Here is a 25,332-nt window from a genome sequence, read left to right on the forward strand (position 1 = left end):
GACATGGTCGTAGAGATCACACCGGGTCACAATCCCCTGCGCGATCCCGAGGATCGCCGTTTGAGCCGGATCGCGGGGCCCAGTGCCCTCGTGATCTTCGGCGTCACCGGCGACCTGTCGCGCAAAAAGCTCATGCCGGCGGTCTACGACCTCGCCAACCGCGGTCTGCTGCCCCCGGGCTTCGCCCTGGTCGGCTTCGCCCGTCGTGACTGGGAGGATCAGGACTTCGCCGAGGTCGTCTACGACTCGGTCAAGAAGTACGCCCGCACCGAGTTCCGCGACGAGACGTGGAAAGAACTGCTCGAGGGCATCCGCTTCGTCCAGGGCGAGTTCGACGATCCCGAGGCGTTCCAGCGTCTGCGTGCGACCGTCGACAAGCTCGACACCGAGCGCGGGACCATGGGCAATCACGCCTACTACCTCTCGATCCCACCGAAGGCCTTCCCCCTCGTCACGACGCAGCTGAAGGCGTCCGGGCTCGTCGGCGAGACGGCCGACGACACCACCGGCTGGCGCCGCGTCGTCATCGAGAAGCCGTTCGGACACGACCTTGCCTCGGCGCGCGAGCTGAACGAGGTCGTGGAGAGCGCCTTCCCCGCCGACGCGATCTTCCGCATCGACCACTACCTCGGCAAAGAGACGGTGCAGAACATCCTCGCGCTGCGCTTCGCCAACGAGCTGTACGAGCCGATCTGGAACCGCAACTACGTCGACCACGTGCAGATCACCATGGCCGAAGACATCGGCGTGGGTGGCCGCGCGGGCTACTACGACGGCATCGGCGCGGCGCGCGACGTCATCCAGAACCATCTCCTGCAGTTGCTGGCGCTCACGGCGATGGAGGAGCCCATCAGCTTCAACGCCGCCGACCTCCGCGCCGAGAAGGAGAAGGTGCTCGCGGCGGTGCGTCTGCCCGAGAATCTCGCCGAGTCCACGGCCCGAGGGCAGTACGCCGGCGGCTGGCAGGGTGGCGAAGAGGTGCGGGGCTTCCTCGAGGAAGACGGCATGAACCCCGAGTCGGTCACCGAGACGTACGCCGCGATCAAGCTCGAGATCAACACCCGCCGCTGGTCGGGGGTGCCGTTCTACGTCCGCAGCGGCAAGCGCCTCGGGCGCCGCGTCACCGAGGTTGCCGTGGTGTTCAAGCGCGCCCCTCAGCAGCTGTTCTCGCGCAGCCAGACGCAGGAGCTCGGGCAGAACGCGCTCGTCATCCGCGTGCAGCCCGACGAGGGCGTCACGATCCGCTTCGGCTCGAAGGTCCCGGGCGACGGCACGCAGGTGCGCGACGTGACCATGGACTTCGGCTACGGACATGCCTTCACCGAGGCGAGCCCCGAAGCCTACGAGCGCCTCATCCTCGACGTGCTGCTCGGCGACCCGCCGCTGTTCCCGCGGCACGAAGAGGTCGAGCTCAGCTGGAAGATCCTCGACCCGATCGAGGAGTTCTGGGCCGCCGAGGGCGGTCCGCTCGAACAGTACTCGCCCGGGTCGTGGGGGCCGGCATCCGCCGACGAACTCCTCGCCCGCGACGGCCGCACCTGGAGGCGCCCGTGATCATCGACCTGCCCGACACCACCGTCAGCGCGATCTCGAAAAAGCTCGTCAGCGTGCGAGAAGAGGGCGGCGCCGTCGCCCTCGGTCGCGTGCTGACCCTCATCATCGTCACGCACCACGGCGCCGAAGAAGAGGTCATCGAGGCCGCGAACGACGCGTCGCGCGAGCACCCGATGCGCGTCATCGCCGTGCTGTTCGGCGACGAAGACGAAGAACCCCGTCTCGACGCCCAGATCCGCGTCGGCGGCGACGCCGGTGCCAGCGAGGTCGTCGTCCTGCGTGCCCACGGCGCTGCCGGCTCCAACGCCGAGAGCCTCGTCACGGGTCTTCTGCTCCCCGACGCCCCGGTCGTCGCGTGGTGGCCGGCCGAGGCTCCGGCCAACCCCTCGCGCTCGGCCATCGGACGCATCGCGCAGCGCCGCATCACCGACGCCTCGTCGCAGGCCGATCCCGCGGCGTGGGTGGCCGAACTGGGCGAGCACTACGCCCCCGGTGACACCGACTTCGCGTGGACCCGCCTCACGCGCTGGCGCGAGCAGCTCGCGGCTGTGCTCGATCAGCCGCCGTACGAGCCGGTCACCGCGATCGAAGTGCGCGGCGCTGCCGACTCCCCCTCGACCTCGTTGCTCGCGGCGTGGCTGGGCATGAAGCTCGACGCCCCCGTCGACTACGCCTACCTCCCGGCAGACGAGTGGGCGAGCGGCATCAAGTCGGTCCGTCTCACGCGCGCGAGCGGCGACACGCTGCTCGAGCGTCCCGAGGCGGGGGTCGCGATCCTCCGCCAGCCCGGGCAGCCCACGCACGATCTCGCCTTCCCGCGCCGCACGCTCCGCGAGTGTCTGGCCGAGGAACTGCGCCGCCTCGACCCCGACCTGCTCTACGGTCGCGTGATCACCGACGGACACGATCTGCTGCACGCCGCGAGCGAGAGGAGCGGGTCGTGAGCGACGGTTCCGCCAAGCGCGTCATCATCAAGCGCGATGCCGACGCCCTCGCCGAGTACGTCGCCACCCGCTTCGTGAATCGCATCGTCAAGCGTGTCGCCGAGGGCAAGCGCATGCACATCTGCCTCACCGGCGGCACCATGGGCGGGGCGGTCCTGCGCACCGCCGCGCGTGACGAGCGCGTCGCCGACATCGACTGGTCGCTCGTGCACTTCTGGTTCGGCGACGAGAGGTTCGTGCCGCGCGACAGCGACGACCGCAACGAGAAGCAGGCGCGCGAGGCCTTCCTCGATCACATCGACGTCCCGGCCGAGAACATCCACGCCGTGGCATCCAGCGAAGACGGGGTCGATCTCGACACCGCGGCGATCGCCTACGCCGACGAGCTCGCGCAGTTCGCCCCGTCGGATCGCAGCGAGACGGGCCCGTGGCCGTCGTTCGACATCTGTTTCCTCGGTGTCGGCCCCGACGCGCACATCGCCTCGCTGTTCCCGGACCGCCCCGAGATCTCGGTGACCGACCGGGCCACCGTGCCCGTGCGGGAGTCCCCCAAGCCGCCGAGTGAGCGGGTCTCGCTCACGCGTCCCGTCATCAACAGCTCGAAGCGCGTCTGGATGGTCATCGCCGGCGCCGACAAGGCCGCGGCCCTCGGGCTCGCCCTGGCCGGGGCGAGCTACCAGAGCGTTCCGGCCGCGGGGGCGAAGGGTCGCCGTCGCACGGCGTTCTTCGTCGACGAGGTCGCCGCCGATCAGGTGCCGCCGCAGCTCATCGACCGCGAGTACTGAGCGTCCACGCTCGACACGAGGACCGGATGCCATCGGCATCCGGTCCTCGTCGCTCTCCGCCACGACACCCCTTGCCTTTGCCCGAGACGCGATCTAGCCTTCGATCGGGGGGCATCCTGATCCGGCCCGGGAGAATGATCTCCGGCTGCCGGACGACGCAGTTGGGGACGTGGGATGCCATTTGTCGGTCGTGCGCGCGAGAAACGCATCGCGCAAGACGTCATCGAAACCACCGGGGGCGCAGGGTGCCTTTTCACCGGGGAGAAGGGCATCGGTAAAACCGCTCTGGCTCGCGAGATCGCAGCTCGGCACGACGCCGTCGTCATCACGGCGAGCCCGAACGAGCGGATGTGGCAGTATTCCGGGCTTTCCGCCCTGGCGACGGGTCTGAGCGGCGAGCGACGCAGCGCCGTCGACACCGTCCTCGCGCGCAGCCACGACTGGCCCGAGCACCTCCTCGCCGAAGAGCTCAGCCGAACCCTTCATCTCGTTCACGACGAGCCCGACGTCGTGGTCATCGACGATCTCGACCAGGTGGACAGCGCGAGCCTGACCGTGCTGTCCTACGTGTTCGGTCGGCTGCGGGGAACCGGCCTCAGCGTGGTGGCGACGGCGGGTACCGCTGACCGCAGGCGCGATTTCGCCGGCCTGCGGCACTCCCGTCTGGAGCGGCTGTCCTTCGACGAGTCGCTCGACCTCGGACGCGCGGTTCTTGGATCGGGCGCGGCCCTCGCGGTACTCGCCACGGTGGCGGGCTCCGTCGGCGGCGATCCCGCCATCCTCTCGCGCGTGCGCCTCACCCCGTGCGAGGCAGCGGGCGACGATCCGCTGCCGTTCCCGCTCCGACTCGCGGAAGACGAATCAGACCGCCGTGGGCGGGCGGACCGGGAGTTCTCCGACCCCCGCGTCGCCGAGCTCATGGACCTCCTGTGCACCGGACCGGTCTTCGGGCACGACCGCCTGCGCGCCGCCGCCTCAGCCCTCGGGATCGAGATGGGTACCCTCATCGACGCAGGCCTCGTCGCCGTCCACGGAGAGCTCGCACGCATCGCCGACCCCGCGCTCCGCCTGCGTCTGCTCGCCTCGCTCTCCGCCGACCAGCGGTCCCGGCTACACATCCGGGCTGCCCAGGAGCACGCGGAGAAATACCCCGCGACCCACCTGTGGCACCGCAGTCACGCCGAGCCCGACGCCGATCGCGAACGTCTCCTGGTCGCCGCGGTCGATCTTGCCCGCGACGGCGAACCGTCGGCGGCGGTCGAGTTCGCGGAGCGCGCTCTGGGCGGGCGCATCGACGACGCTTCACGATGCGGCCTCCTCGTCGACCTCGGCGAGGCTCTCGTGATGCAGGGACACGATGTGCGGGGTCAGCATTACCTCCGGCGCGCCGGAGTACCGAGCGACCCCGACGTGCGCACTCGCGCGGCGCTGGCGTGGCTGCGGGCGACGACGGCCGCCGATCAGATCGTCGACGACGCGATGCTTCGTGTGGCGGCGGAGACTGACGACCCGCGCGCGGCCGAACGTCTTCTGTGCGAGAGTGCCCGGCTGCATCTGTGGCGCGGAGAGACGGAGCGCGCGCACGATCTGGTCGTCCTCTCCGTCGCGCGGGGCGTCGCCTCGACCGAGACGGCGCTTCTCGCCCGCCTCCTCGACGAGTTGGGCGCCGACGTCCTGCTCCCCGTCACCGTCGACACGGGCCTCGCCGCGAACGTCGCGGAGGGGGATACCCCGATCGAGCAGGAACTCCTCGCGTTGAGCACCGCCGTGCTGCGTGAGGAGTACGCCACCGTGCGACGCGGCATCCACGCGCTCCTCGAACGCCGGCCGCGTCCGCAGCCGTACTGGCGCGATCAGCTGCGGCGCCTCCTCGTGACGACGGAGGTGCGTGGCGGTGATCCTGTCGCCGCGCGCGACGCCGTCACCGCCTGGCGGCGCGAGTGGGTCCCCGGGCGCCCATCCGAGGTGTCCGACGTCCTCGTGCTCGCGAGCGCCGCCGCGCTCGATCCACTCGGACCCGGGGCGGGCGAGCTCGTCCGTCGCGGGCGCGATCTCTCCCGACGCGAGGGCACACCGACGCCGTTGCCGTGGTTCGCCGTCCTCGAGGGGGGGTCCGCTCTCGCGGAGGGGCGCTTCGACGACGCGGTCGCTTCCCTCGAGGCCGCGCGAGAAGCGGTGCCCTGCGAGGATCCGTCGCTGCTGCGCTGTGACGCCGACCTAGTCGAAGCGCTCTGGTTGAGCGGTCACCGCGCGGATGCGCGCCGCATCCTCGCCCGCCTCGAAGCGGCGTCCGTCCGCACCCCGCGCCGGTGGACGACGCTCGCGGTGGCGCGCTCGCGCGCCGTCTGCCGCAGCGATCGCGACGGCGCCGCCGCGTTCCGCGAGGCGGAGGCGATCTGGCGCACCGATGATCCGCCGATCGAGCGCCTTCGCCTCCGCGCGGCGCGTGACCGCTGTCTGCCGACCACGGATCGGCCGGTACTGCGTGCCGCGCCGCGTCCCGCCGATCGGGGACGCTCGCTCACCGCTCAGGAACGCGATGTCGTCGCGCTGGTCAGTCAGGGCCTTCGCAACCGCGACATCGCCGCCGCGCTCTTCATCTCGCTGCGCACCGTCGAACTGCGGCTGACGGGCGTCTACCGCACGCTCGGCGTGAGCTCGCGCGTGCACCTGGTCGCGCTGTTGCACGGCGCGTCCCTGCCCTGATGCCCGGACACGCGAGGACGACGTCGGACTCGGATGCCGGGGCTCAGGGCGAGACGGGTGACAACGCCGCCCGGCGGTCGGGGCTGCGCCAGCGACCGTCGGAGGGCCGTCCGCGTCCGATCGCCGCGACGAGCGCGCGGAGGCACAGCACCGCGTCCCAGACCCGCAGCAGCGGGAAGAGGAGCATCCATACGCGCGGCCGAGTGCCGGTGACGGCGCAGGAGAACACCGTCATCGCCGCATCCGCCGCGAGGAAGGCCGCGGCCAACGGACCCACCGGCAGCACGGTCGCCACCGCCGACGCGACGGTCGACGCCTCTCCGGCGAGCATCACGCTCGCTGCGGCCGCGATCGCGGCGACCGCCAGGACCGGCACCATCGCGGTGAGCACGAGGCTGGAGACGACCGTCTCCACCGCGAACACGCCGACGGACGCCCAGAACAGGCCCCGGCGCGGACCGTGGCGCCGCACCGTCTGCCAGAAGCCGAGACTCCACCGCCGCATCTGCGCCGAGTAGTCCCGGAAGAGGGCGGGGTCCTGCGTCTCGGCAATCGCGCACGCCGGGTGGAACGCGATGCGTCCCAGACGCTTCGCGTGCACCTCGAAGGTCATGTTGAAGTCCTCGATCGAGAGCCCGGGCGCGTCGATGTCGATGCGGTCGAGGACGTCGGTGCGGTACATGCTCGCGAATCCCGGCACGATCGCCACCGCATCCGTCGCGCGTGCCGCCTGACCGAATTTGTGGAGGTACTGCGTGCAGACGTAGGTCCGCTCCCGGTAGGACGTGAGAAGCCGGCCCATCCCCCGGGTCGCGGCATCCGGGGCCGTCGTCGCCCGTCCCGCCACCGCCACCACCCCCTCATCGGTGAAAAGCGGCAGGCCGGTGCGCAGGTAGTCCGGTCGAGGACGCGAGTCGGCATCGAGGAGGAGCAGCAGCGGGAAGCGCTCGGGGATGCGGAAGTGCGCGAGGCCGGCGCGGATCGCTCCCGCCTTCCCCCGGTTGGGGACGAGATCCCATGCCGTGGCGCCCGCCTCGCGGGCGCGCGCCGCGGTCTCGTCGTTCGAGCCGTCCGAGACGACGAAGACGTTGCGCGCCGGGACGAGGGCGCGTGCCGCGCGGACGGCGTCCGCGATCACGAGCTGCTCGTCGTGCGCGGCGATGAGCACCGCCACCTCCTCGGGACGGAAGAACATCGACGGCGACAGCAGGGATGCGCCGGTGCGCCCTTCGGCGGCGAGCCGACACAGGGCGGCGACCCCCCACACCGCGGTCGAGAGCCCGATCGTGCAGATCACGACGATCAGCACGACAGCGAGTGTCACGCGACCCATCCCGCGGGTGTTCGCGCGGCGGGCGTGGCCGTCGGCGCATCGCTGACCGCTCGAGACACGGCATCCCCCTTCGCTCGCGCTCGACCGTACGCGTCGACAGCCGCCGTCGGCGCGCGCCGACCCGCACGCCGGATGCGGTCTCCCGCAAGATCGCGTGCGGTTCGCGGCGACCCGCACGATCGCCGCCCGTTGCTTGACGGTCGCCTCCGCCGCGGCTGAGGGTGAGCGAGGGGTCGACCGTGAGATCCGACTCTGCTTCACCTACCCGCTTCTGGAGGATGATGATGTCCACACTCGATGTCCGGGCGGACCTGTTCCCGGCCCCGCTCGACCCCGCACCGGCAGACGTCCCGTTCGATTTCGACGTCGCCATCGTCGGTCTCGGATACGTCGGCCTGCCAACGGCTCTCGCCCACCACACGAGTGGCGCTCGGGTGCTCGCGCTGGATGCGTCTTCTCGCCGTCTGCGCACGATCGCGGCCCGCGGTGCCGATCTCATCGACTCCGACCGCGAGCGGCTCGACGTCGCCCTGCACGCCCCGGGTGACTTCCGGCTGACCGGGGACGTCCGCGAGCTCGGCCGCGCCGCCGCCATCGTCGTGTGCGTGCCCACCCCCGTCGACGACCGACAGGTACCCGATCTCGTCCCGCTGCGCACGGCCTGCGCCACCGTCGTCGCCGCCGCACGCCCGGGTCAGCTGATCATGCTCACCTCCACCACCTACGTCGGCTGCACCCACGACCTCATCGAGCAGCCCCTGCGCGATAGGGGGATGCAGATCGGCCGCGACGTGTTCGTGACGTTCAGCGCCGAACGCATCGACCCCGGCAACGTCGGTTTCGCCCAGGAGGTGGTCCCCCGCGTGGTGGGCGGGGCGACCCCTGAATGCGAGGAGGAGGGCGCGCGTCTGCTCTCCCGGTACGCGGCGCGCGTGCACCGCGTGTCGAGCCTGGCGACCGCCGAGATGACGAAGCTGCTCGAGAACACGTTCCGCGCGGTCAACATCGCCCTCGCCAACGAGTTCGCCGACATCTGCGGGGCACTCGAGGTCCCGGTGACCGAGGTGATCGAGGCGGCGAGCACGAAGCCGTACGGATTCATGGCGTTCTACCCCGGGCCGGGTGTCGGCGGTCACTGCATCCCGTGCGACCCGCACTACCTGCTGTGGCAGCTCAAAGCCCTGCACGTAGATGCCGGCCTCATCACGGAGGCGATGACGCGCATCGCCGCGCGTCCCCGTCGGGTGGTGGAGCGCATCCGCGACGTACTCGGGAAGGCGGGCAAGAGCACCCTCGGCGCGCGGGTCCTCGTGGTCGGGGTCACCTACAAGCCCGACGTCGCCGATCTCCGCGAGTCCCCCGCCCTGGAGATCATCGACCTGCTCATCGATCTCGGTGCCGAGGTGCAGTACGTCGACACGCATGCGGCGCACATCCACCTCGGGTCGGGGCGCGAGCGCGATTCGCTCGCCGATCCCGCCGCGTTCCGGCCCGATGTGGTGCTCGTGCACACGCGCCACCACGACAGCGATCTCGCCTGGCTCGACATCGACACTGTCGTCGTCGACGGCACCTACCGCAGCGCCGACATCGCGGGACGGGTGCTGCTGTGAGCGTGCAGGTGTATCCTGGCCGCGCCGCGACACGATCGCTCGTCACCGGCGGCGCCGGTTTCGTCGGCAGCCACCTGGTCGAGCACCTGCTCGGTCTCGGCGATGAGGTCGTCGTCCTCGACGACCTCTCCACCGGATCCGCCTGCAACCTCGCCGGAGTCGTGGACCACCCGCGGCTGACCATGATCCACGGCTCCATCCTGAACACCCTGACGGTGGGCCAGGCGATGCAGGGATGCGACCGTGTCTTCCATCTCGCGGCGGCGGTGGGCGTGAAGCTCATCGTCGAGCAGCCACTGCGGGGCCTTCGCGTCAACATCCACGGCACCGAGAACGTCCTCACCGCCGCGATCGAGCGGCAGGCCTCGGTGCTGCTGGTGTCGACCAGCGAGGTGTACGGCAAGAACACCGCCGATCGCCTGCGCGAGGACTCCGACCGGGTCCTCGGCGACCCGCTCCTCTCGCGCTGGACCTACGCCGGCGCCAAGGGCATCGACGAGGCATTCGCGAAGGCGTACTGCGACCAGGAGGGTCTGGATGTCTCGATCGTGCGGCTGTTCAACACCGTCGGGCCGCGTCAGACCGGCCGCTACGGCATGGTGCTGCCGAACCTCGTCGGGCAGGCGCTGCGCGGTCAGCCGCTGACCGTGTTCGGCGACGGTCTGCAGACGCGCTGCTTCTCCGCCGTCGAGGACGTCGTCCCCGCAATGGTCCTCATCGAGCGCGACCCGCGTTCGCGCGGACAGGCGTACAACCTCGGGGGCGCACGCGAGATCTCGATCCTCGACCTCGCACACGAGGTCATCCGCACCCTCGACAGCCGCAGCACGGTCGAACTGGTGCCGTACGCACAGGCCTACGCGCCGGGCTTCGAAGACATGCGCCGTCGCGTGCCCGACAACACCAAGGCGAACGCCCTCGTCGGCTACGAGCCGCGTACCTCGCTGACCTCGACCATCATGCGGGTCGCCGCAGACCTGCTCTCGCGCGAACGACTCGGGTCGGATGCCATGCCCCTCGCCGGTGCCGAGTCGTTCCGGGGTGCGTTGTGATCCCCCGCGGGCCGGGCGCCCGTCGGCCGATCCCCAGCGGGCCGGGCGCCCGATGGCCGATCCCCCGCGAACCGGTCCCCCACGTGCAGGTCGCCCGCACGCCGGTCGCCCGCACGCAGGTCGCCCGTACGTCGAGGGCGGCCCTACGCCGCGGTGTCGCCGTGGTTGCGGCGGTCGCGGTGGCAGCCGGGGCTGTCGTCATCTGGTCCCCCGCGCCGCCCGCCGAGGCCGCGACCCGCACGATCGTGAGCCTGACGTTCGACGATGCCAATGCGAACCAGTTGCAGGCGCTCCCCGCCCTCCGATCGAACGGCATGCGGGCGACGTTCTACGTGCCCTCGGGGTTCATCGGCGCCACGGGTCACATGACGCGCGCCGATCTGACGAGCCTGAAGAACGCCGGGCACGAGGTCGGCGGGCACACCGTGAACCACCCCGACCTCGCGCAGGTGAGCGTCGACGAGGCGAAGAGGCAGATCTGCACCGACCGCCGCAACCTCACGTCGTGGGGGTTCACCGTCCGCAGTTTCGCGTACCCCTTCGCCTCCAGTACCCCCCAGGTCCAGCAGGCCGCGGCAGCGTGCGGGTACAGCAGCGCCCGGCTGCTCGGCGACATCCGCAGTCGATTCGGATGCCCGGAGTGCTCCTACGCCGAATCGACGCGACCCGCCGACCGCTATGCGCTGAAGGCCCTGGATCAAGTGGATGCCACCTGGTCGCTCGACGACCTGAAAGCCGGCGTCACGAATGCCGAGCGCAACGGCGGCGGGTGGGTGCAGTACACATTCCACGACGTGTGCGCCGACGCGTGCAGCGACCTCGCCGTCACCCCGAGCGTGTTCTCGAGCTTCGTGGCGTGGCTGAAGACCCGACAGGCCGCCGGCACCGTGGTGCGGACGATCGGCGACGTCATCGGCGGCGCCGCCAAGCCGCTCGTCAACGGACCGGTCGTCGCGGCCCCCACCGGGTCGACGAACGGCATCACCAACCCGAGCCTCGAGGTCGGTGCTCCCGACTGCTGGATGCGCGGCGGCTACGGTAACAACGCCCCCGCCTTCAGCACGGGGGCACCCGCGCACACGGGCTCGGTGGCCAGCGGCATCACCATGTCGAACTATGCGGACGGCGACGCGAAGCTCCTCCCGCAGTTCGATCTCGGGCAGTGCGCGCCGACGGTGACGGCCGGTCGGACGTACACGCTCCGCGAGTGGTATCTCGCCAGCGGGGTCACCCAGTTCGCGGTCTACTTGCGCTCCACGACCGGGGCGTGGTCGTACTGGACCTCGAGCCCGTGGTTCGCCCCGGCGACGCAGTGGACGCAGGCCGACTGGACGACACCGGCGATCCCCGCGGGCTACGACGGCATCAGTTTCGCCCTCACGATCTTCGCCGACGGCACCCTGCGCACCGACGACCTGCAGCTGTACGACAGCGCCGGTGCGCCCCCGCTGTCCTCCGCCGGCGCGGTGACGCCGCCCACCTCATCGACCTCACCGGCCGCGGCGACGCCGCCCGAGGGTCCGGTCGAGCTCTTCCGGCCCACCGAGGCCACCACCGCGGGATGACCGCGCGGCAGACGACGGTGGCGGCGATCACCCTCGCGGTGGTCGTCGCCACCGTCGTGTGCGCGTGCGCACCGGTCGAATCGTCTCGCCCCGACACCGGCTACCCCTGGCACACCGGGATCGTGGCGACGACGTTCTGGGTGGGCGAGGTGTTCGATCCCGAAGCCCCCGACGGCAGTCAACGCGTGTCGACGTACGACAGCGACTGGCTCGCCGCGTACGGCGGGTGCGACGGCATCGACACCGGCGAGGAGTGTCGCACCGAGTCGCGGACGGCGGACACCGACTACTTCCCCACAGGGATGACACCCCGGGAGAACCCGTTCTACCTCGACCTGCCCTTCGACGACGTCAACGATCGCGAGGGGTTCGCGCTCCGTGGCGAGGTCGTCCCGTGGGCTCACGACCCCGCCTTCGCGTCATCCGTCGACGACCCGACGGTCAGCCTGATGAAGAACCGCTGGGTCGTCCTGCACAAGGACGGGCACCTCTGCTACGGGCAGATCCAGGACGCAGGGCCGGGCGAGTACCACGACGCCGACTACGTGTTCGGCTCCGACGACCGACGCCCCGCCAACACCCGCTTCAACGGCGCCGGTCTCGACGTCTCACCGGCGCTCAACGGATGCCTCGGCTTCGCCGATCTCGACGGCGAAGACGACCGGCTCGACTGGGCATTCGTCGACGATGCCGATGTCCCGCCGGGACCGTGGACGCGATTGATCACCCATTCACCGGTCCGCTAGGCGAGCGTCGAGAAAACGGCCGAACGAACGACGAAGGGCCGGATGCCATGGCATCCGGCCCTCTCGATCGTCACTGACCGCGGCGCTCGCGCAACTGCTGCAACGCGTCGTCGAGGAGGGAAGCGGCTTCTTCGTCGCTTCGACGCTCCTTCACGTAAGCGAGGTGGGTCTTGTAGGGCTCCGCCTTGGCCAGGGCCGGGGGGTTCGCCTTGTCGCGCCCGGCCGGAAGGCCCGAGTGCGGTGAGTCGATCGTCTCGGGGATCTCGTCGTCGGGAATGCCCGCGGCGAAGTAGCGCACCGTCTCGTTTCCGAGGGCGTCCCAGTAGGACACGGCCACGCGATCGGCGTGAAAGCCGTGATCTTGTTCACCCATGGGGCCGGCACCGACGCGGGAGCCGCGGATCGCATTACCTCCGGTGGCCATGTCAGAGCTCCGCGAACTTGGTCAGCAGGCCGAGGCCGACGATGGTGACGAACCACGTCAGAGCCAGGACGACCGTGAAGCGGTTGAGGTTGCGCTCCGCGAGTCCGGAGGAACCCATCGCCGAGCTCATGCCGCCACCGAACATGTCGGAGAGACCGCCGCCGCGACCCTTGTGGAGCAGGATGAGCAGGGTCAGCAGGAGGCTGGTGACGCCCAGGAGCACCTGCAGGACGAACTCGAGAATCTGCACTGTCGAAAGCCTTTCGCGAGCGGCCTGGTCGACCGCACAAGCGTCAAGTATAGAGGGAGGGGGCGCGGACGCACGGATGCCCGCGGCGAGGCGCCGCGGGCATCCGTGAGCGTCAGACGCCGACGTGCTTCTGGAACCGGATGATCGCGGCGAACTCGTCGACGACGAGGCTCGCACCGCCTACCAGGGCACCGTCGACGTCGGGCTCGCGCATGAAGCCGGCGATGTTGCCCGACTTCACCGAACCGCCGTACAGCACGCGCGTGCGGGAGGCGGCGTCAGCACCGAGCTTGTCGGCGACGACCGCGCGGAGCTTCGCGCAGACCTCCTGCGCCTGGTCGGGCGTCGCGGCCTGACCGGAGCCGATCGCCCAAACGGGCTCATACGCGACGACGATGTCGGCATCCGCCGACACACCCTCGAGTGCGACCTCGAGCTGCCCGACCGGAACGGCGCTGGCGCCGAACTTCTCGAGGTCATCCGAGGTCTCGCCGACGCAGATCACGGGCACGAGGCCGTGGCGCAACGCCGCCTGCGTCTTCGCCGCGATGACCTCGTCGCTCTCGTGATGGAACTGACGACGCTCGGAGTGCCCGATGATGACGTACTTCGCGTCGAGTTTGGCGAGGAACTGGCCCGAGATCTCCCCGGTGTACGCACCGGAGTCGTGGGCCGAGAGGTCCTGCCCGCCGAGGGCGAACTCGATCTTGTCGGCGTCGAGGAGGGTCTGCACCGTGCGCAGGTCGGTGTACGGCGGGAACACCGCGACCTCGACGCTGCCCTTGTCGTGCTTCGCCTCCTTCAGCGTCCAGTGCAGCTTTTGGACGAACGCGACCGCCTGCAGGTGGTCGAGGTTCATCTTCCAGTTGCCGGCGATGAGAGGGGTTCTGGTCACTGCCATCCGAGGACCTCCAGTCCGGGGAGCTTCTTACCTTCGAGGAACTCCAGGCTCGCGCCGCCACCGGTGGAGATGTGGCCGAACGCCTCGTCCGCGAAACCGAGCTGACGCACGGCTGCGGCGGAGTCGCCGCCGCCGACGACACTGAGGCCGTCGACCTCGGTGAGCGCCTGGGCGACGGTCTTGGTGCCGGCTTCGAACGCCTTCATCTCGAACACGCCCATCGGGCCGTTCCAGAAGACGGTGCGCGAACCGCGGATCGCGTCGGCGAAGATCTCCGCCGTGCGGGGTCCGATGTCGAGTCCCAGTCCGGACGCACCGAAGTCGGTGTCCTCCAGGGCCTGGGCGTCGGCGACGACGTGCTCGGCGTCCGCCGAGAACGATGCCGCGACGACGGCGTCGACGGGGAGGACGATCTCGACGCCGCGCTCCTTCGCCGTGGCGAGGTAGCCCTTCACGGTGTCGATCTGGTCCTTCTCGAGCAGGCTCGCGCCGACCTCGTACCCCTCGGCGACGAGGAAGGTGAACATCATGCCGCCGCCGACGAGGAGCTTGTCGACGCGGGGCAGCAGGTGTTCGATCACGCCGAGCTTGTCGCTGACCTTCGATCCGCCGAGCACGACCGTGTAGGGGCGCTCGGGGTTCTCGGTCAGACGGTCGAGGACCTCGAGCTCCTTCTGAATGAGCAGGCCCGCGGCCGAGGGCACCAGCTGGGCGAGGTCGTAGACGCTCGCCTGCTTGCGGTGCACGACGCCGAAACCGTCGGAGACGAGGGCGTCACCGAGACCGGCGAGCTCTCGCGCGAAGGCCTGACGCTCGGACTCGTCCTTCGAGGTCTCCCCTGCGTTGAAGCGCAGGTTCTCGATGACGGCGACCTCGCCGTTCTCGAGCGAGCCGACGGCATCCTGAGCCGACTCGCCGACCGTGTCGCGCGCGAACGCGACCGGCTGGCCGAGCAGTTCGGACAGGCGCTGCGCGACCGGCTCGAGCGAGTACTTCGGGTCGGGCGCCCCATCGGGGCGGCCCAGGTGCGAGCACACGACCACACGCGCGCCGGCGTTGATCAGTGCATTGAGAGTAGGAAGCGACGCGCGCACGCGGCCATCGTCCGTGATGACGCCGTCCTTGAGGGGGACGTTCAAATCACAACGGACGATGACCCGCGTGCCGGCGAGCGACCCCAGCGAATCGAGGGTGCGCAGAGCCATGAAGGGTTACAGGCGCTCGGCGACGTACTCGGTGAGGTCGACGAGGCGGTTGGAGTAACCCCACTCGTTGTCGTACCACGACGAGACCTTGACGAGGTTGCCGCTGACGTTGGTCAGCTCCGCGTCGAAGATCGACGAGTGCGGGTTGCCCTGGATGTCGCTCGAGACGATCGGGTCTTCGGTGTACTGCAGGATGCCGTTGAGGCGGCCCTCGGCGGCGGCCTTCTTGTAGACCTCGTTGACCTGGTCGACGGTCAGACCGTCGGTGGGCGTGATGATCGTGAGGTCGACGATCGAGCCGGTGGGCACCGGCACGCGGTACGACGAGCCGCTGAGCTTGCCGTTGAGCTCGGGCAGCACCAGGCCGATGGCCTTGGCGGCACCGGTCGAGGCGGGGACGATGTTGATCGCCGCACCGCGGGCACGACGGAGGTCGCTGTGCGGGCCGTCCTGCAGGTTCTGGTCGGCGGTGTAGGCGTGGGCGGTCATCATGAAGCCGCGCTCGATGCCGAACGCCTCTTCGAAGACCTGGGCCAGCGGCGCGAGGCAGTTCGTGGTGCACGACGCGTTGGAGATGATGACGTCGGTCTCGGGGTTGTAGGTCTCTTCGTTGACGCCCATGACGATGGTCGCGTCGTCACCCGTGGCGGGAGCCGAGATGAGCACCTTCTTGGCACCACCCGTGATGTGCTTCTTGGCGTCTTCCGCCTTGGTGAAGCGACCGGTCGACTCGATGACGATGTCGACACCCAGCTCGCCCCAGGGGAGGTTGGCGGGGTCGCGCTCTTCGAAGACCTTGATGGTCTTGTCGCCGACGGTGATGGAGTCAGCGGTGTACGAGACGTCCTCGGTCAGCACGCCGCCGACGGAGTCGTACTTGAGGAGGTGCGCCAGCGACTTGTTGTCGGTGAGGTCGTTCACCGCCACGATTTCGAGGTCGGCCCCCTGCGCGAGAGCCGCGCGGAGGTAGTTGCGTCCGATACGGCCGAAGCCGTTGATTCCGATCTTGACGGTCACGGAATTTCTCCTGAATCAGTTGTGCGCGATATGCGCGTGATTGCGGTGTTCGCTGGCGGACAACGGCGTCCCGGCGGAGTGCCCACCGGGACGCCCACGCCGTTTACGACAGTACCAGCAGACCCGCGGTCTTCTCGCGGGCGGCGGTGAAGCGCTGCTGGGCGTCGGCCCAGTTGGCGATGTTCCAGAACGCCTTGACGTAGTCGGCGCGCACGTTCTTGTAGTCGAGGTAGTACGCGTGCTCCCAGACGTCGAGCAGGAGGATCGGGACGGTGCCCGCGACGATCTGACCCTGCTGGTCGAAGAACTGCTGGATCACGAGGTTCTCACCGATCGAGTCCCAGAAGAGTCCGGCCCAGCCGGAGCCCTGCACGCCGAGAGCGGCGGCGGTGAACTGCGCGCGGAACGCATCGAACGAGCCGAACTGGTCGTCGATCGCCGACTCGAGGTCGCCGGTGGGCTTGTCGCCGCCGTTGGGCGAGAGGTTCGTCCAGAAGATCGAGTGGTTCGTGTGGCCGCCGAGGTTGAACGCGAGGTCCTTCTGCAGACGGTTGATGTTGGCGAAATCGCCCTTCTCGCGCGCTTCGGCGAGCAGGTCGAGGGTGGTGTTCGCGCCGTTGACGTAGGTCTGGTGGTGCTTGCTGTGGTGCAGCTCCATGATCGTCGCACTGATGTGCGGCTCCAGGGCCGAGTAGTCGTAGGGCAGTTCGGGCAGCGTGTACTTCGCCATGATCTCAACTTCCGAATCGGGCGCCGCCGGGACCTCTCCGCCGAGACGACGTGCGAGGAACCGCGCAGCGAGGGTGACGTCTTCATCCTATTGAGGGGTAACGCCCGACCCACAGGGTTGCTTCCCCGGATGACGGAAGGTAGCGCCCGCCGCGTCGGGCGCAGGCGGGATCGGATGCCGCGGACAACGGCATCCGGAAGATGCCCGCGCACGGCGCATCCACGCCGTCTCCGCCGCGGGAGCGGTGAACGCGGAAGCGGAGCGCGCGGGAGCGGTGCACGCCGAAGCAGAGCGCGCGGGAGCGGTGCACGCGGAAGCAGAGCGCGTGGGAGCGGTGCACGCCGAAGCAGAGCGCGCGGGAGCGGATCGCGCGGATGCCGCGGATCACGGCATCCGAGACGGGTCTCAGTCCTCAGCGCCCATCGGCACGGCGGCCTCGGTGCCCGGGATGCCCTCGACCTCGGCCTTCTTGTCGGCCATCGCCAGCAACCGGCGGATGCGTCCGGCCACGGCGTCTTTCGTGAGAGGCGGGTCGGCGTGATGCCCGAGCTCGTCGAGGCTCGCGTCGCGGTGCGCCAGGCGCAGCTCGCCGGCCTGCTGCAGGTGGTCGGGGACCTCGTCGCCGAGGATCTCGAGCGCGCGCTCCACCCGGGCGCAGGCGGCCACGGCGGCCTGGGCCGAGCGGCGGAGGTTGGCGTCGTCGAAGTTCACGAGGCGGTTCACGCCGGCGCGCACCTCGCGGCGCTGACGCATCTGGTCCCACTCCCCCGCGGTGCGGCGGGCGCCCATCTCGTACAGCGCGCCACGGATCGCCTCGCCGTCGCGCACCACGACGCGCGGAACCCCGCGCACCTCGCGGGCCTTGGCCGGGATGCCGATGCGGTGACCGGCACCGACGAGCGCCATCGCCGCCTCGGACGACGGGCACGAGATCTCGAGGGCCGCGGACCGGCCCGGATCGCTCAGCGAGCCGCTCGCCAGAAACGCTCCGCGCCAGATGGCGCTGAGGTCGGGCCGCGAGCCCGTGGTCAGCTTGTTGGGAAGACCGCGCACCGGGCGGCGACGCTGATCGAGCAGTCCCGTCTGGCGTGCAAGGGTCTCGCCGGCCTCGATGACGCGCACGGCGTAGTAACCCCCGGTACGACCCCCGGAGCCCTGCACGTGGTGCAGTTCGGGACGCACGCCGTACAACTCCACGAGGTCGCGGGCGACCCGACGCGCGAGGACGTCGGAGTCGAGTTCAGCCTCGACGGCGACGCGGTTGGCGATGGAGTGCAGACCACCGGAGAAGCGCAGGAGGGCCGTGAGCTCGGCGACGCGCGCGGTCGGGCGCGGGTCGCGAACGGTGATGAGTTCGGCCTTCACGTCGGCGGTCAGCGGCACGGTTCTCCTCGGGTGGGGGGCGGCGGGGGCGACGGTACAGCCTACTCGCGACCGAGGTCGCGATGAGCCACGCGGACGGCCACCCCGGGAACATCGGCCAGACGTGCAGCCAGCTCCCGCGCCATCACCACCGAGCGATGCTTGCCGCCGGTGCAGCCCACCGCCACGACCGAATGCCGCTTGTTCTCGCGCTGATACCCGTCCAGCACCGGGCGGAGTGCGGCCGCGTAGGCGTCGAGGAATTCCGACGCCCCCGTCTGGCCCAGCACGTATTCCCGCACCAGGGGGTCTTCGCCCGTGAGGGGCCGGAGGTCTTCGTTCCAGAACGGGTTCGGTAGGAAGCGCATGTCGGCGACGAGGTCGACGTCGGGCGGCAGCCCGTACTTGAAACCGAAGCTCATGAGCGTGACGGTGTGGCGCGCGGCACCCTCTTCACCGAACAGTGTCACGGTGCGCAGCGACAGCTGGTGCACGTTCAGACCCGAGGTGTCGATCACCATGTCGGCGGCCTCCCGCAGGGGCGCGAGACGCTCGCGTTCGCGTCGGATGCCGTCGACGATGGTGCCGTCGCCCTGCAGGGGATGCGGTCGGCGCACGGCCTCGAACCGGCGCACGAGCACCGCGTCGCTGGCATCCAGGAAGACGACCCGCACTTGACGACCCGCCTGCAGTGCGCGCATCGCCTCGGGCAGGTCGCTGAACAGCGATCGGCCGCGCACATCGACCACGACGGCCACCCGGGGCACCGCACCGCCCGCGAGCTCGGTGAGCTCGAGCAACGGCCGCAGCATCTGAGGCGGCAGGTTGTCGACGACGTACCAATCGAGGTCCTCGAGGGCGTTGGCGACGGTGGACCGCCCGGCCCCCGACATGCCGGTGACGATCAGCACCTCACCTGGCTCGTCGCGTTCCGGCTCCATGGGCGTGGCCTCCCGTCGTGTCGTCACAGCCTACCGAGCCAGGTGCGAGTGAATCGCCTCAGCGAGCGCCGGACCGATCCCGGGAAGAGCCGTGATCTCGTCGGGACTGGCGTCTTTGAGCGCTGAGACCGACCCGAAGTGCCGGAGCAACGCCTTGATGCGGGTGTCGCCGAGCCCGGGGACCTCCGCGAGCACGCTCGTGATGTCGCGCTTTCGACGCTTGCGCTGGTGCACGATGGCGAAACGGTGGGCCTCGTCGCGCAGGCGCTGCAGCAGATAGAGCGCCTCCGAGGTGCGCGGCAGGATGACCGGGTAGTCCTCCCCCGGCAGCCACACCTCTTCGAGCCGCTTGGCGATGCCGCACAGCGCGATCTCCTCGTGCCCCGCGTCGGCGAGCGCCCGGGCCGCCGCCGCGACCTGCGGCTGGCCGCCGTCGACGACGAGCAGTTGTGGCCGGTACGCGAAGCGCGGGCGTTTGCGCGCGGTCACGACGTCGCCGTCGGCGGTGGCCTGATCGGAGTCGGGGTCGGCGATGATCGCGCCCCCGACGGTCTCGGGCTCGATCTCCTCGGGCCGGTCGAGGTAGGCGAGTCGTCTCGTGAGCACCTGATACATCGAGTCGGTGTCGTCGGTGGTCTCGGCGACGCCGAACGAGCGGTACTGGTCTTTTCGCGGCAGCCCGTCTTCGAAGACGACCATGGATGCCACGACGTTGGTGCCGGCGAGGTGCGACACGTCGAAGCACTCGATGCGCAGCGGTGCCTCGGTCATGCCGAGCGCCTCCTGCAGATCGGTCAGGGCCTGCGAGCGGGCGACGTAATCGCTCGTGCGGCGCGTCTTGTGCAGCATGAGCGCCTGCTGCGCGTTCAGCGTGGCCGTCTTCAGCAGGTCGGACTTACGTCCGCGCTGGGCCACCTGCAGGGTGACCGGGCGCCCGCGACGCTCACGCAGCCATGCTTCGAGCTGCTCGGCGTCGTCGGGGAGTTCGGGCACGAGCACCTGCCGCGGGATATCAGCGGCATCCGCATCGCCGTAGGTGCGCTGCAGCACCTGATCGACGAGCTCGGCGCCCGAGATGTCGATCTCTTTCTCGATCGTCGTCGCGCGCACACCGCGCACACGGCCGCCGCGGACGACGAAGTGCTGCACGGTCGCGGCGAGCTCGTCTTCGGCGATGCCGAACAGGTCGGCGTCGGTGTCGGATGCCAGCACCAGGGCGCTCTTGCCGAGCACGGCGTCGATGGCCTGCAGGCGGTCGCGGTAGTGTGCGGCCGACTCGTAGTCCATCGCGGCCGAGGCCTCTTTCATGCGCGCGGTGAGGTCGCGCGCGAAGCGCTGGTCGCCGCCCGACATGAACGCGATGAAGTCGTTGACCACGGCCCGGTGCTCGTCGATCGTGACCTTCATCGAGCACGGCCCGCCGCAGCGGCCGATCTGCCCCGGGAAGCACGGACGCCCCGACGCCATCGCCGTTTTGTAGGACGAGTCGCTGCACGTGCGAATGGGGAAGACCTTGATCATCAGGTCGATCGTGTCGTGCACCGCCCACACCTTGGGGTACGGGCCGAAGTACTTCGCGCCGCGGATCTTGCGGTTGCGGGTCACGATCACCCGCGGCGCCTCATCGGCGAGGGTGATCGCCATGAAGGGGTACGACTTGTCGTCGCGATAGCGCACGTTGAAGGGCGGGTCGAACTCCTTGATCCACATGTACTCCAGCTGGAGCGAGTCGACGTCGCTCGGCACGACCGTCCACTCGACGCTCGCCGCGGTGGTCACCATCCGGCGCGTCCGCTCGTGCAACGAGTACAGCGGAGCGAAGTAGTTCGACAGTCGCGCCCTCAGGTTCTTGGCCTTGCCGACGTACAGCACCCGCCCCTCGGCGTCCCGGAACCGATACACCCCCGGGTTGGTGGGGATCTCTCCGGCCTTGGGTCGGTAAGGCAGGTGCGACATCCGTTCTCGGGATGCCACGGGTCAGCCCGCCGCGCTCACGAGCTCCCGCTCGGCGCTGTCCGCGTCGAGCGAGGGGGCGTTGCGCTGCGTCCCTGTGCGCCCGGTCTCGAGGAGCTCGGCGAGGAAGGCGCCGGTGTGGCTCCCCTCGACCTTCGCGACCTGCTCGGGGGTGCCGGTCGCCACGATCGTGCCGCCGCCGGCGCCGCCCTCGGGCCCGAGGTCGATCACCCAGTCGCTGCTCTTGATGACGTCGAGGTTGTGCTCGATGACGATGACCGAGTTGCCCTTGTCGACGAGGCCATTCAGCACCTTCAGCAGCAAGGACACGTCCTCGAAGTGCAGACCCGTCGTCGGCTCGTCGAGCACGTAGATGGACCGGCCGTTGCTGCGGCGCTGGAGCTCGGTGGCGAGCTTGACGCGCTGGGCCTCACCCCCCGAGAGGGTCGTGGCCGACTGGCCGAGCCGGACGTAGCCGAGACCGACGTCGACCAGGGTCTTGAGGTAGCGGTGGATCGCCTGGATGGGCTCGAAGAACTCCGCGGCCTCCGAGATCGGCATCTCGAGCACCTCGGCGATGTTCTTGCCCTTGTAGTGCACCGACAGGGTGTCGCGGTTGTAGCGCTTTCCGTGGCAGACCTCGCAGTCGACGTACACGTCGGGCAGGAAGTTCATCTCGATCTTCAACGTGCCGTCGCCCGAGCACGCCTCGCAACGGCCGCCCTTGACGTTGAAGCTGAATCTGCCGGCCTGGTAGCCGCGGACCTTCGCCTCGGGGGTCTCGCTGAAGAGCGTGCGGATGCGGTCGAAGACGCCCGTGTAGGTCGCCGGGTTCGAGCGCGGCGTGCGGCCGATGGGGGCCTGGTCGACGTGCACGACCTTGTCGAGGTTGTCGAGACCGGTCACGCGGGTGTGCTTGCCGGGGACGCGGCGCGCGCCGTTCAGCTTCGAGGCGAGGACCTCGTACAAGATGCCGTTGACCAGCGTCGACTTGCCCGATCCGCTCACGCCGGTCACCGCCGTGAGGACACCGAGGGGGAAGTCGACCGTGACGTTCTGCAGGTTGTTCTCGCGTGCGCCGACGACGGTGACCTGGCGCTTCTTGTCGATCTTGCGTCGTTTCTTCGGCGCCTCGATCGCGCGACGGCCCGAGAGGTATGCGCCGGTGAGGGAGCTCTCGTCGGTCAGCAGTTCGGCGAGGGGCCCGGAGTGCACGACGTTGCCGCCGTCTACACCGGCGCGGGGTCCGATGTCGACGACCCAGTCGGCCGCGTGGATGGTCTCTTCGTCGTGCTCCACGACGATGAGGGTGTTGCCGAGGTCGCGGAGGGTCTCGAGCGTCTGGATCAGACGGCGGTTGTCACGCTGGTGGAGTCCGATGGAGGGCTCGTCGAGAACGTACAGCACGCCCGTGAGGCCCGAGCCGATCTGCGTGGCGAGGCGGATACGTTGCGCCTCGCCGCCCGACAGGGTGCCGGCCGCTCGCCCGAGGCTGAGGTAATTGAGCCCCACCTGCAGGAGGAAGTCGAGGCGCGCGCGGATCTCGCGCAGCACCGCCGCAGCGATGGTGGCCTCGCGGTCGGTGAGAGTGAGTTCCGAGAAGAACTCGCGGGCGTCGGAGAGGCTCATGCGGGATGCGGCGGCGATGGAGGTGCCGTCGACGAGCACGGCAAGCACCTCGGGCTTGAGGCGGTCGCCGTCGCACACGGCGCACGGGACCTCGCGGAGGTACTCCGACCAGCGCTGGCGCTGCGCGTCGGACTCCGCCTGCAGGTACTGACGCTCGATGTAGGGCACGACACCCTCGAACCCCGAGGAGTAACGCATCTCACGGCCATAGCGGTTCTTCCACTTGACCGTGACCTTGTAGTTCTCGCCGCGCAGCACCGCCTGCTGCACGTCGTGCGTCAGCTTCTTCCACGGGGTGTCGAGCGAGAAGTCGAGATCACGGGCCAGACCCTCGAGGAGGCGCTCGTAGTACTGGAAGAGGCCCTTGCCCTGCGTCGTCCACGGCAGGATGGCGCCGTCGCGGATCGACAGCTCCTCGTCGCCGAGCATGAGGTCGACGTCGACCGACATGCGCGTTCCGAGACCCGAACAGACCGGGCAGGCGCCGAAGGGGGCGTTGAACGAGAACGTACGCGGTTCGATCTCGGTGAGCTGCAGCGGGTGCCCGTTGGGGCAGGACAGCTTCTCGGAGAACGACTGCCAGGCGTCGTCGCCCTCTTCGTCGACATAGTTCACCTGCATGATGCCGCCCGCGAGACCCATCGCCGTTTCGACCGAATCGGTGACGCGGCTGAGGCTGTCTCCGGATGCCACGAGCCGGTCGACGACGACGGCGATGTCGTGCTTGTAGCTCTTCTTCAGCGTCGGCGGCTCGGCCAACTGGATCAAGTCGCCGTCGACGACGGCGCGCGCGTAGCCCTTCGCACTGAGCTCCTTGAAAAGGTCGACGAACTCGCCCTTCTTCTGCGTGACGACCGGGGCGACGATCTGGTAGCGGGTGCGCTCCGGCAGCTCCATCAGCTGGTCGGCGATCTGTTGGATCGTCTGACGCTGGATGCGCGCACCGCAGTCGGGGCAGTGGGGTACGCCGACGCGCGCCCAGAGCAGACGCATGTAGTCGTGGATCTCGGTGATCGTGCCGACCGTCGAGCGGGGGTTACGGTTGGTCGATTTCTGGTCGATCGAGACCGCCGGGCTGAGACCCTCGATGAAGTCGACGTCGGGTCGATCGACCTGCCCGAGGAACTGGCGCGCATAGGCGCTCAACGACTCGACGTAGCGGCGCTGACCCTCGGCGAAGATCGTGTCGAATGCGAGGCTCGACTTGCCCGAGCCGGACAGGCCGGTGAAGACAACGAGGGAATCGCGTGGGATGTCGAGGTCGACGTTCTTGAGGTTGTGCACGCGCGCACCACGCACACTGAGCTTTCCGCTCGTACCTGAGGTGGCGGGCGAGGTGGGCGAAGAAACGGGAACGATCGGCACGTGTTAAGTCTAGGTCGGGCCTCCGACATCGGCCCCGGGTTCGCCCCGGGCGCACGGATGTGCGAGAGTGCGGCGACGCGAGGCGGGCTTCACTCCCCCGCTCGAGCGCCCCCGGCGAAGGGCGCGAGACCGTCGCGGAGCGCGATCAGCGCTTCCTCCGAGACGCCCACTCGCGCCATGATCTGGCCGGGGACGGCGAGGGCGGATTCGCGCAGCGCGCGCCCCTCGTCGGTGAGCGCGATGTCGAGCACCCGCTCGTCGTCGGTGCGGCGGGTGCGATCGACGCGACCCTGCGTCTCGAGACGTTTGACCAGAGGTGACAGCGTGGCCGGTTCCATCGCGAGCTCGGCGGCCAGCGCCCCGAGCGTGCGCGGCGATCGCTCCCACAGGGCGAGCATGACCAGGTACTGCGGGTGCGTCAGGCCGAGCGGCTCGAGCACGGGGCGGTACATCGAGACGATGTTGCGGGCGGCGGTGACGAGGGCGAAGCACACCTGGTTCTCCAGCTTCAACGGATCCTGCACGCGCGACCTCCCAAATCGTTAGTACACTAATAATCATGACACGAAAGGATGCACCTCGCCCGCCGCTCCGCGAGCGCGTGCGCGAGGCGGGCGGTTGGTATCAGTACCTCAATACGCGTCTGATCCGTGTCGCCGGCCCGGCTTCGGTCGGCCCCTACGAGACGACCCCGGAGCCCATCCGCACGGGTCGCCCCTGCCCCCTGTGCGGTCACCCGATGACGGAGCACAGCGTCGACCGATCCGGGCCGAAGCCCCTGCTGCACTGTCCCTGACACGGGTGGCGTGCCGGGCGGTCGTCACCCCAGCTGCGGGCGCCCCGCCTCGTCCAACGGCCACCCCGGGTTGACGGCGACCTCCCACGGGTGACCGTCGGGGTCGATGAAGACTCCGGAATACCCGCCCCACGGCGTCGGTGCACCCGCTCGCGCCAGTCGCGCACCCGCTGCCACGGCGTCGGCCAGGACGGTGTCGACTTTCTCCGCCTCGAGGACGTTGTGGGCCAGGGTCACACCACCCCATCCGCCGCCGTCTTCGACGCCCGAATCCGCGGCCAGTTCGTCGCGACCCCACAGTGCTAGGACGAGGCCGCCCGTGTCGAAGAACGCGATCTCGCCATCGACGGATGTCGGATGCGCCCTCCACCCCAGCGCACGGTAGAAGGCGATCGAGCGCGAGAGGTCGCGGACTCCGAGGGTCACGAGGGTGATGCGTTGGTCCATGTGCGGTTGCGGGC

Annotated in this window: 23 protein-coding genes; 9 read left to right on the forward strand and 14 right to left on the reverse strand. The window is 69.6% G+C overall.

Translation table 11 applies throughout. The features are described 5' to 3' along the window. The first annotated feature begins 3 nt into the window (after positions 1-3). The 4 genes from zwf (at position 4) to ASF76_RS07340 (ending at position 5,989) form a co-directional block, all read left to right on the forward strand. Positions 4-1,554, forward strand: a complete 1,551-nt coding sequence (gene zwf, locus ASF76_RS07325; RefSeq protein ID WP_055955165.1) for a glucose-6-phosphate dehydrogenase — start codon at positions 4-6, stop codon at positions 1,552-1,554. Next, entirely contained in the window at positions 1,551-2,498 is a 948-nt protein-coding gene (locus ASF76_RS07330; RefSeq protein ID WP_055955168.1) for a glucose-6-phosphate dehydrogenase assembly protein OpcA, read from the forward strand. The genes zwf and ASF76_RS07330 overlap by 4 nt, the downstream gene beginning before the upstream one ends. After that, on the forward strand, positions 2,495-3,283 hold the full coding sequence (gene pgl, locus ASF76_RS07335) for a 6-phosphogluconolactonase (protein WP_055955171.1): 789 nt from the start codon (positions 2,495-2,497) through the stop codon (positions 3,281-3,283). Before ASF76_RS07330 ends, pgl begins: the two co-directional genes overlap by 4 nt. Before the next feature lie 174 nt (positions 3,284-3,457). Beyond that, positions 3,458-5,989 carry an AAA family ATPase gene (locus ASF76_RS07340; RefSeq protein ID WP_055955174.1) on the forward strand — a complete coding sequence of 844 codons (2,532 nt, stop codon included), beginning with the start codon at positions 3,458-3,460 and terminating at the stop codon, positions 5,987-5,989. Between the two features lie 43 nt (positions 5,990-6,032). Here ASF76_RS07340 and ASF76_RS07345 read toward each other — a convergent pair whose 3' ends face one another. After that, a complete protein-coding gene (locus tag ASF76_RS07345) occupies positions 6,033-7,313 on the reverse strand; it encodes a glycosyltransferase family 2 protein (RefSeq protein WP_162240807.1) in 1,281 nt (426 codons plus the stop codon). A gap of 293 nt (positions 7,314-7,606) precedes the next feature. Between ASF76_RS07345 and ASF76_RS07350 the strand changes: the two genes are divergently transcribed. The 4 genes from ASF76_RS07350 (at position 7,607) to ASF76_RS07365 (ending at position 12,298) form a co-directional block, all read left to right on the forward strand. Next, a complete protein-coding gene (locus ASF76_RS07350) occupies positions 7,607-8,935 on the forward strand; it encodes a nucleotide sugar dehydrogenase (RefSeq protein ID WP_082484906.1) in 1,329 nt (442 codons plus the stop codon). Positions 8,936-8,937: 2 nt separating this feature from the next. Beyond that, on the forward strand, positions 8,938-9,987 hold the full coding sequence (locus tag ASF76_RS07355) for an NAD-dependent epimerase/dehydratase family protein (RefSeq protein ID WP_235561251.1): 1,050 nt from the start codon (positions 8,938-8,940) through the stop codon (positions 9,985-9,987). Positions 9,988-10,070: 83 nt separating this feature from the next. After that, the gene (locus ASF76_RS07360; protein WP_055955180.1) at positions 10,071-11,552 is read left to right on the forward strand and encodes a polysaccharide deacetylase family protein; all 1,482 of its coding nucleotides are present in this window, start codon (positions 10,071-10,073) and stop codon (positions 11,550-11,552) included. Further along, entirely contained in the window at positions 11,549-12,298 is a 750-nt protein-coding gene (locus ASF76_RS07365) for a hypothetical protein (RefSeq protein ID WP_055955183.1), read from the forward strand. The genes ASF76_RS07360 and ASF76_RS07365 overlap by 4 nt, the downstream gene beginning before the upstream one ends. A 70-nt stretch (positions 12,299-12,368) precedes the next feature. Here the strand turns inward: ASF76_RS07365 and ASF76_RS07370 are convergent, their stop codons facing one another. From ASF76_RS07370 to ASF76_RS07420, 12 genes are all read right to left on the reverse strand, one after another. Then, entirely contained in the window at positions 12,369-12,722 is a 354-nt protein-coding gene (locus tag ASF76_RS07370) for an RNA polymerase-binding protein RbpA (RefSeq protein ID WP_055955187.1), read from the reverse strand. Position 12,723: 1 nt separating this feature from the next. After that, entirely contained in the window at positions 12,724-12,972 is a 249-nt protein-coding gene (secG, locus tag ASF76_RS07375) for a preprotein translocase subunit SecG (RefSeq protein WP_055955190.1), read from the reverse strand. Between the two features lie 112 nt (positions 12,973-13,084). Continuing rightward, the gene (tpiA, locus tag ASF76_RS07380) at positions 13,085-13,873 is read right to left on the reverse strand and encodes a triose-phosphate isomerase (protein ID WP_055955193.1); all 789 of its coding nucleotides are present in this window, start codon (positions 13,871-13,873) and stop codon (positions 13,085-13,087) included. Further along, a complete protein-coding gene (locus tag ASF76_RS07385; protein WP_055955196.1) occupies positions 13,864-15,078 on the reverse strand; it encodes a phosphoglycerate kinase in 1,215 nt (404 codons plus the stop codon). Before ASF76_RS07385 ends, tpiA begins: the two co-directional genes overlap by 10 nt. A gap of 6 nt (positions 15,079-15,084) precedes the next feature. Further along, the gene (gene gap / locus ASF76_RS07390) at positions 15,085-16,095 is read right to left on the reverse strand and encodes a type I glyceraldehyde-3-phosphate dehydrogenase (protein WP_055955199.1); all 1,011 of its coding nucleotides are present in this window, start codon (positions 16,093-16,095) and stop codon (positions 15,085-15,087) included. Positions 16,096-16,198: 103 nt separating this feature from the next. Then, the gene (locus tag ASF76_RS07395; RefSeq protein ID WP_055955202.1) at positions 16,199-16,825 is read right to left on the reverse strand and encodes a superoxide dismutase; all 627 of its coding nucleotides are present in this window, start codon (positions 16,823-16,825) and stop codon (positions 16,199-16,201) included. Positions 16,826-16,907: 82 nt separating this feature from the next. Next, positions 16,908-17,213 (reverse strand): hypothetical protein, encoded by a 306-nt coding sequence (locus ASF76_RS17020; protein WP_156459162.1) that lies wholly within the window; start codon positions 17,211-17,213, stop codon positions 16,908-16,910. Positions 17,214-17,230: 17 nt separating this feature from the next. Then, positions 17,231-18,208, reverse strand: coding sequence for a DNA-binding protein WhiA (gene whiA, locus ASF76_RS07400; protein ID WP_055955205.1), 978 nt, complete (start codon positions 18,206-18,208; stop codon positions 17,231-17,233). A 41-nt stretch (positions 18,209-18,249) separates the two neighbouring features. Beyond that, positions 18,250-19,128, reverse strand: a complete 879-nt coding sequence (rapZ, locus tag ASF76_RS07405) for an RNase adapter RapZ (RefSeq protein WP_055955207.1) — start codon at positions 19,126-19,128, stop codon at positions 18,250-18,252. A 30-nt stretch (positions 19,129-19,158) separates the two neighbouring features. Then, a complete protein-coding gene (uvrC, locus tag ASF76_RS07410; RefSeq protein WP_055955212.1) occupies positions 19,159-21,084 on the reverse strand; it encodes an excinuclease ABC subunit UvrC in 1,926 nt (641 codons plus the stop codon). A gap of 21 nt (positions 21,085-21,105) precedes the next feature. Then, a complete protein-coding gene (gene uvrA, locus ASF76_RS07415) occupies positions 21,106-24,075 on the reverse strand; it encodes an excinuclease ABC subunit UvrA (RefSeq protein ID WP_055955215.1) in 2,970 nt (989 codons plus the stop codon). An 89-nt stretch (positions 24,076-24,164) separates the two neighbouring features. Further along, entirely contained in the window at positions 24,165-24,599 is a 435-nt protein-coding gene (locus tag ASF76_RS07420) for a MarR family winged helix-turn-helix transcriptional regulator (RefSeq protein WP_055955218.1), read from the reverse strand. Between the two features lie 35 nt (positions 24,600-24,634). On the opposite strand from ASF76_RS07420, the gene ASF76_RS07425 reads away from it, so the two are divergent. Continuing rightward, positions 24,635-24,871, forward strand: a complete 237-nt coding sequence (locus ASF76_RS07425) for a hypothetical protein (protein ID WP_055955221.1) — start codon at positions 24,635-24,637, stop codon at positions 24,869-24,871. A gap of 24 nt (positions 24,872-24,895) precedes the next feature. Here the strand turns inward: ASF76_RS07425 and ASF76_RS07430 are convergent, their stop codons facing one another. Continuing rightward, entirely contained in the window at positions 24,896-25,318 is a 423-nt protein-coding gene (locus ASF76_RS07430) for a VOC family protein (protein WP_055955224.1), read from the reverse strand. Positions 25,319-25,332: the final 14 nt, after the last annotated feature.

The organism is Microbacterium sp. Leaf151, from assembly GCF_001424225.1.
In the GTDB taxonomy this organism is placed as follows: domain Bacteria; phylum Actinomycetota; class Actinomycetes; order Actinomycetales; family Microbacteriaceae; genus Microbacterium.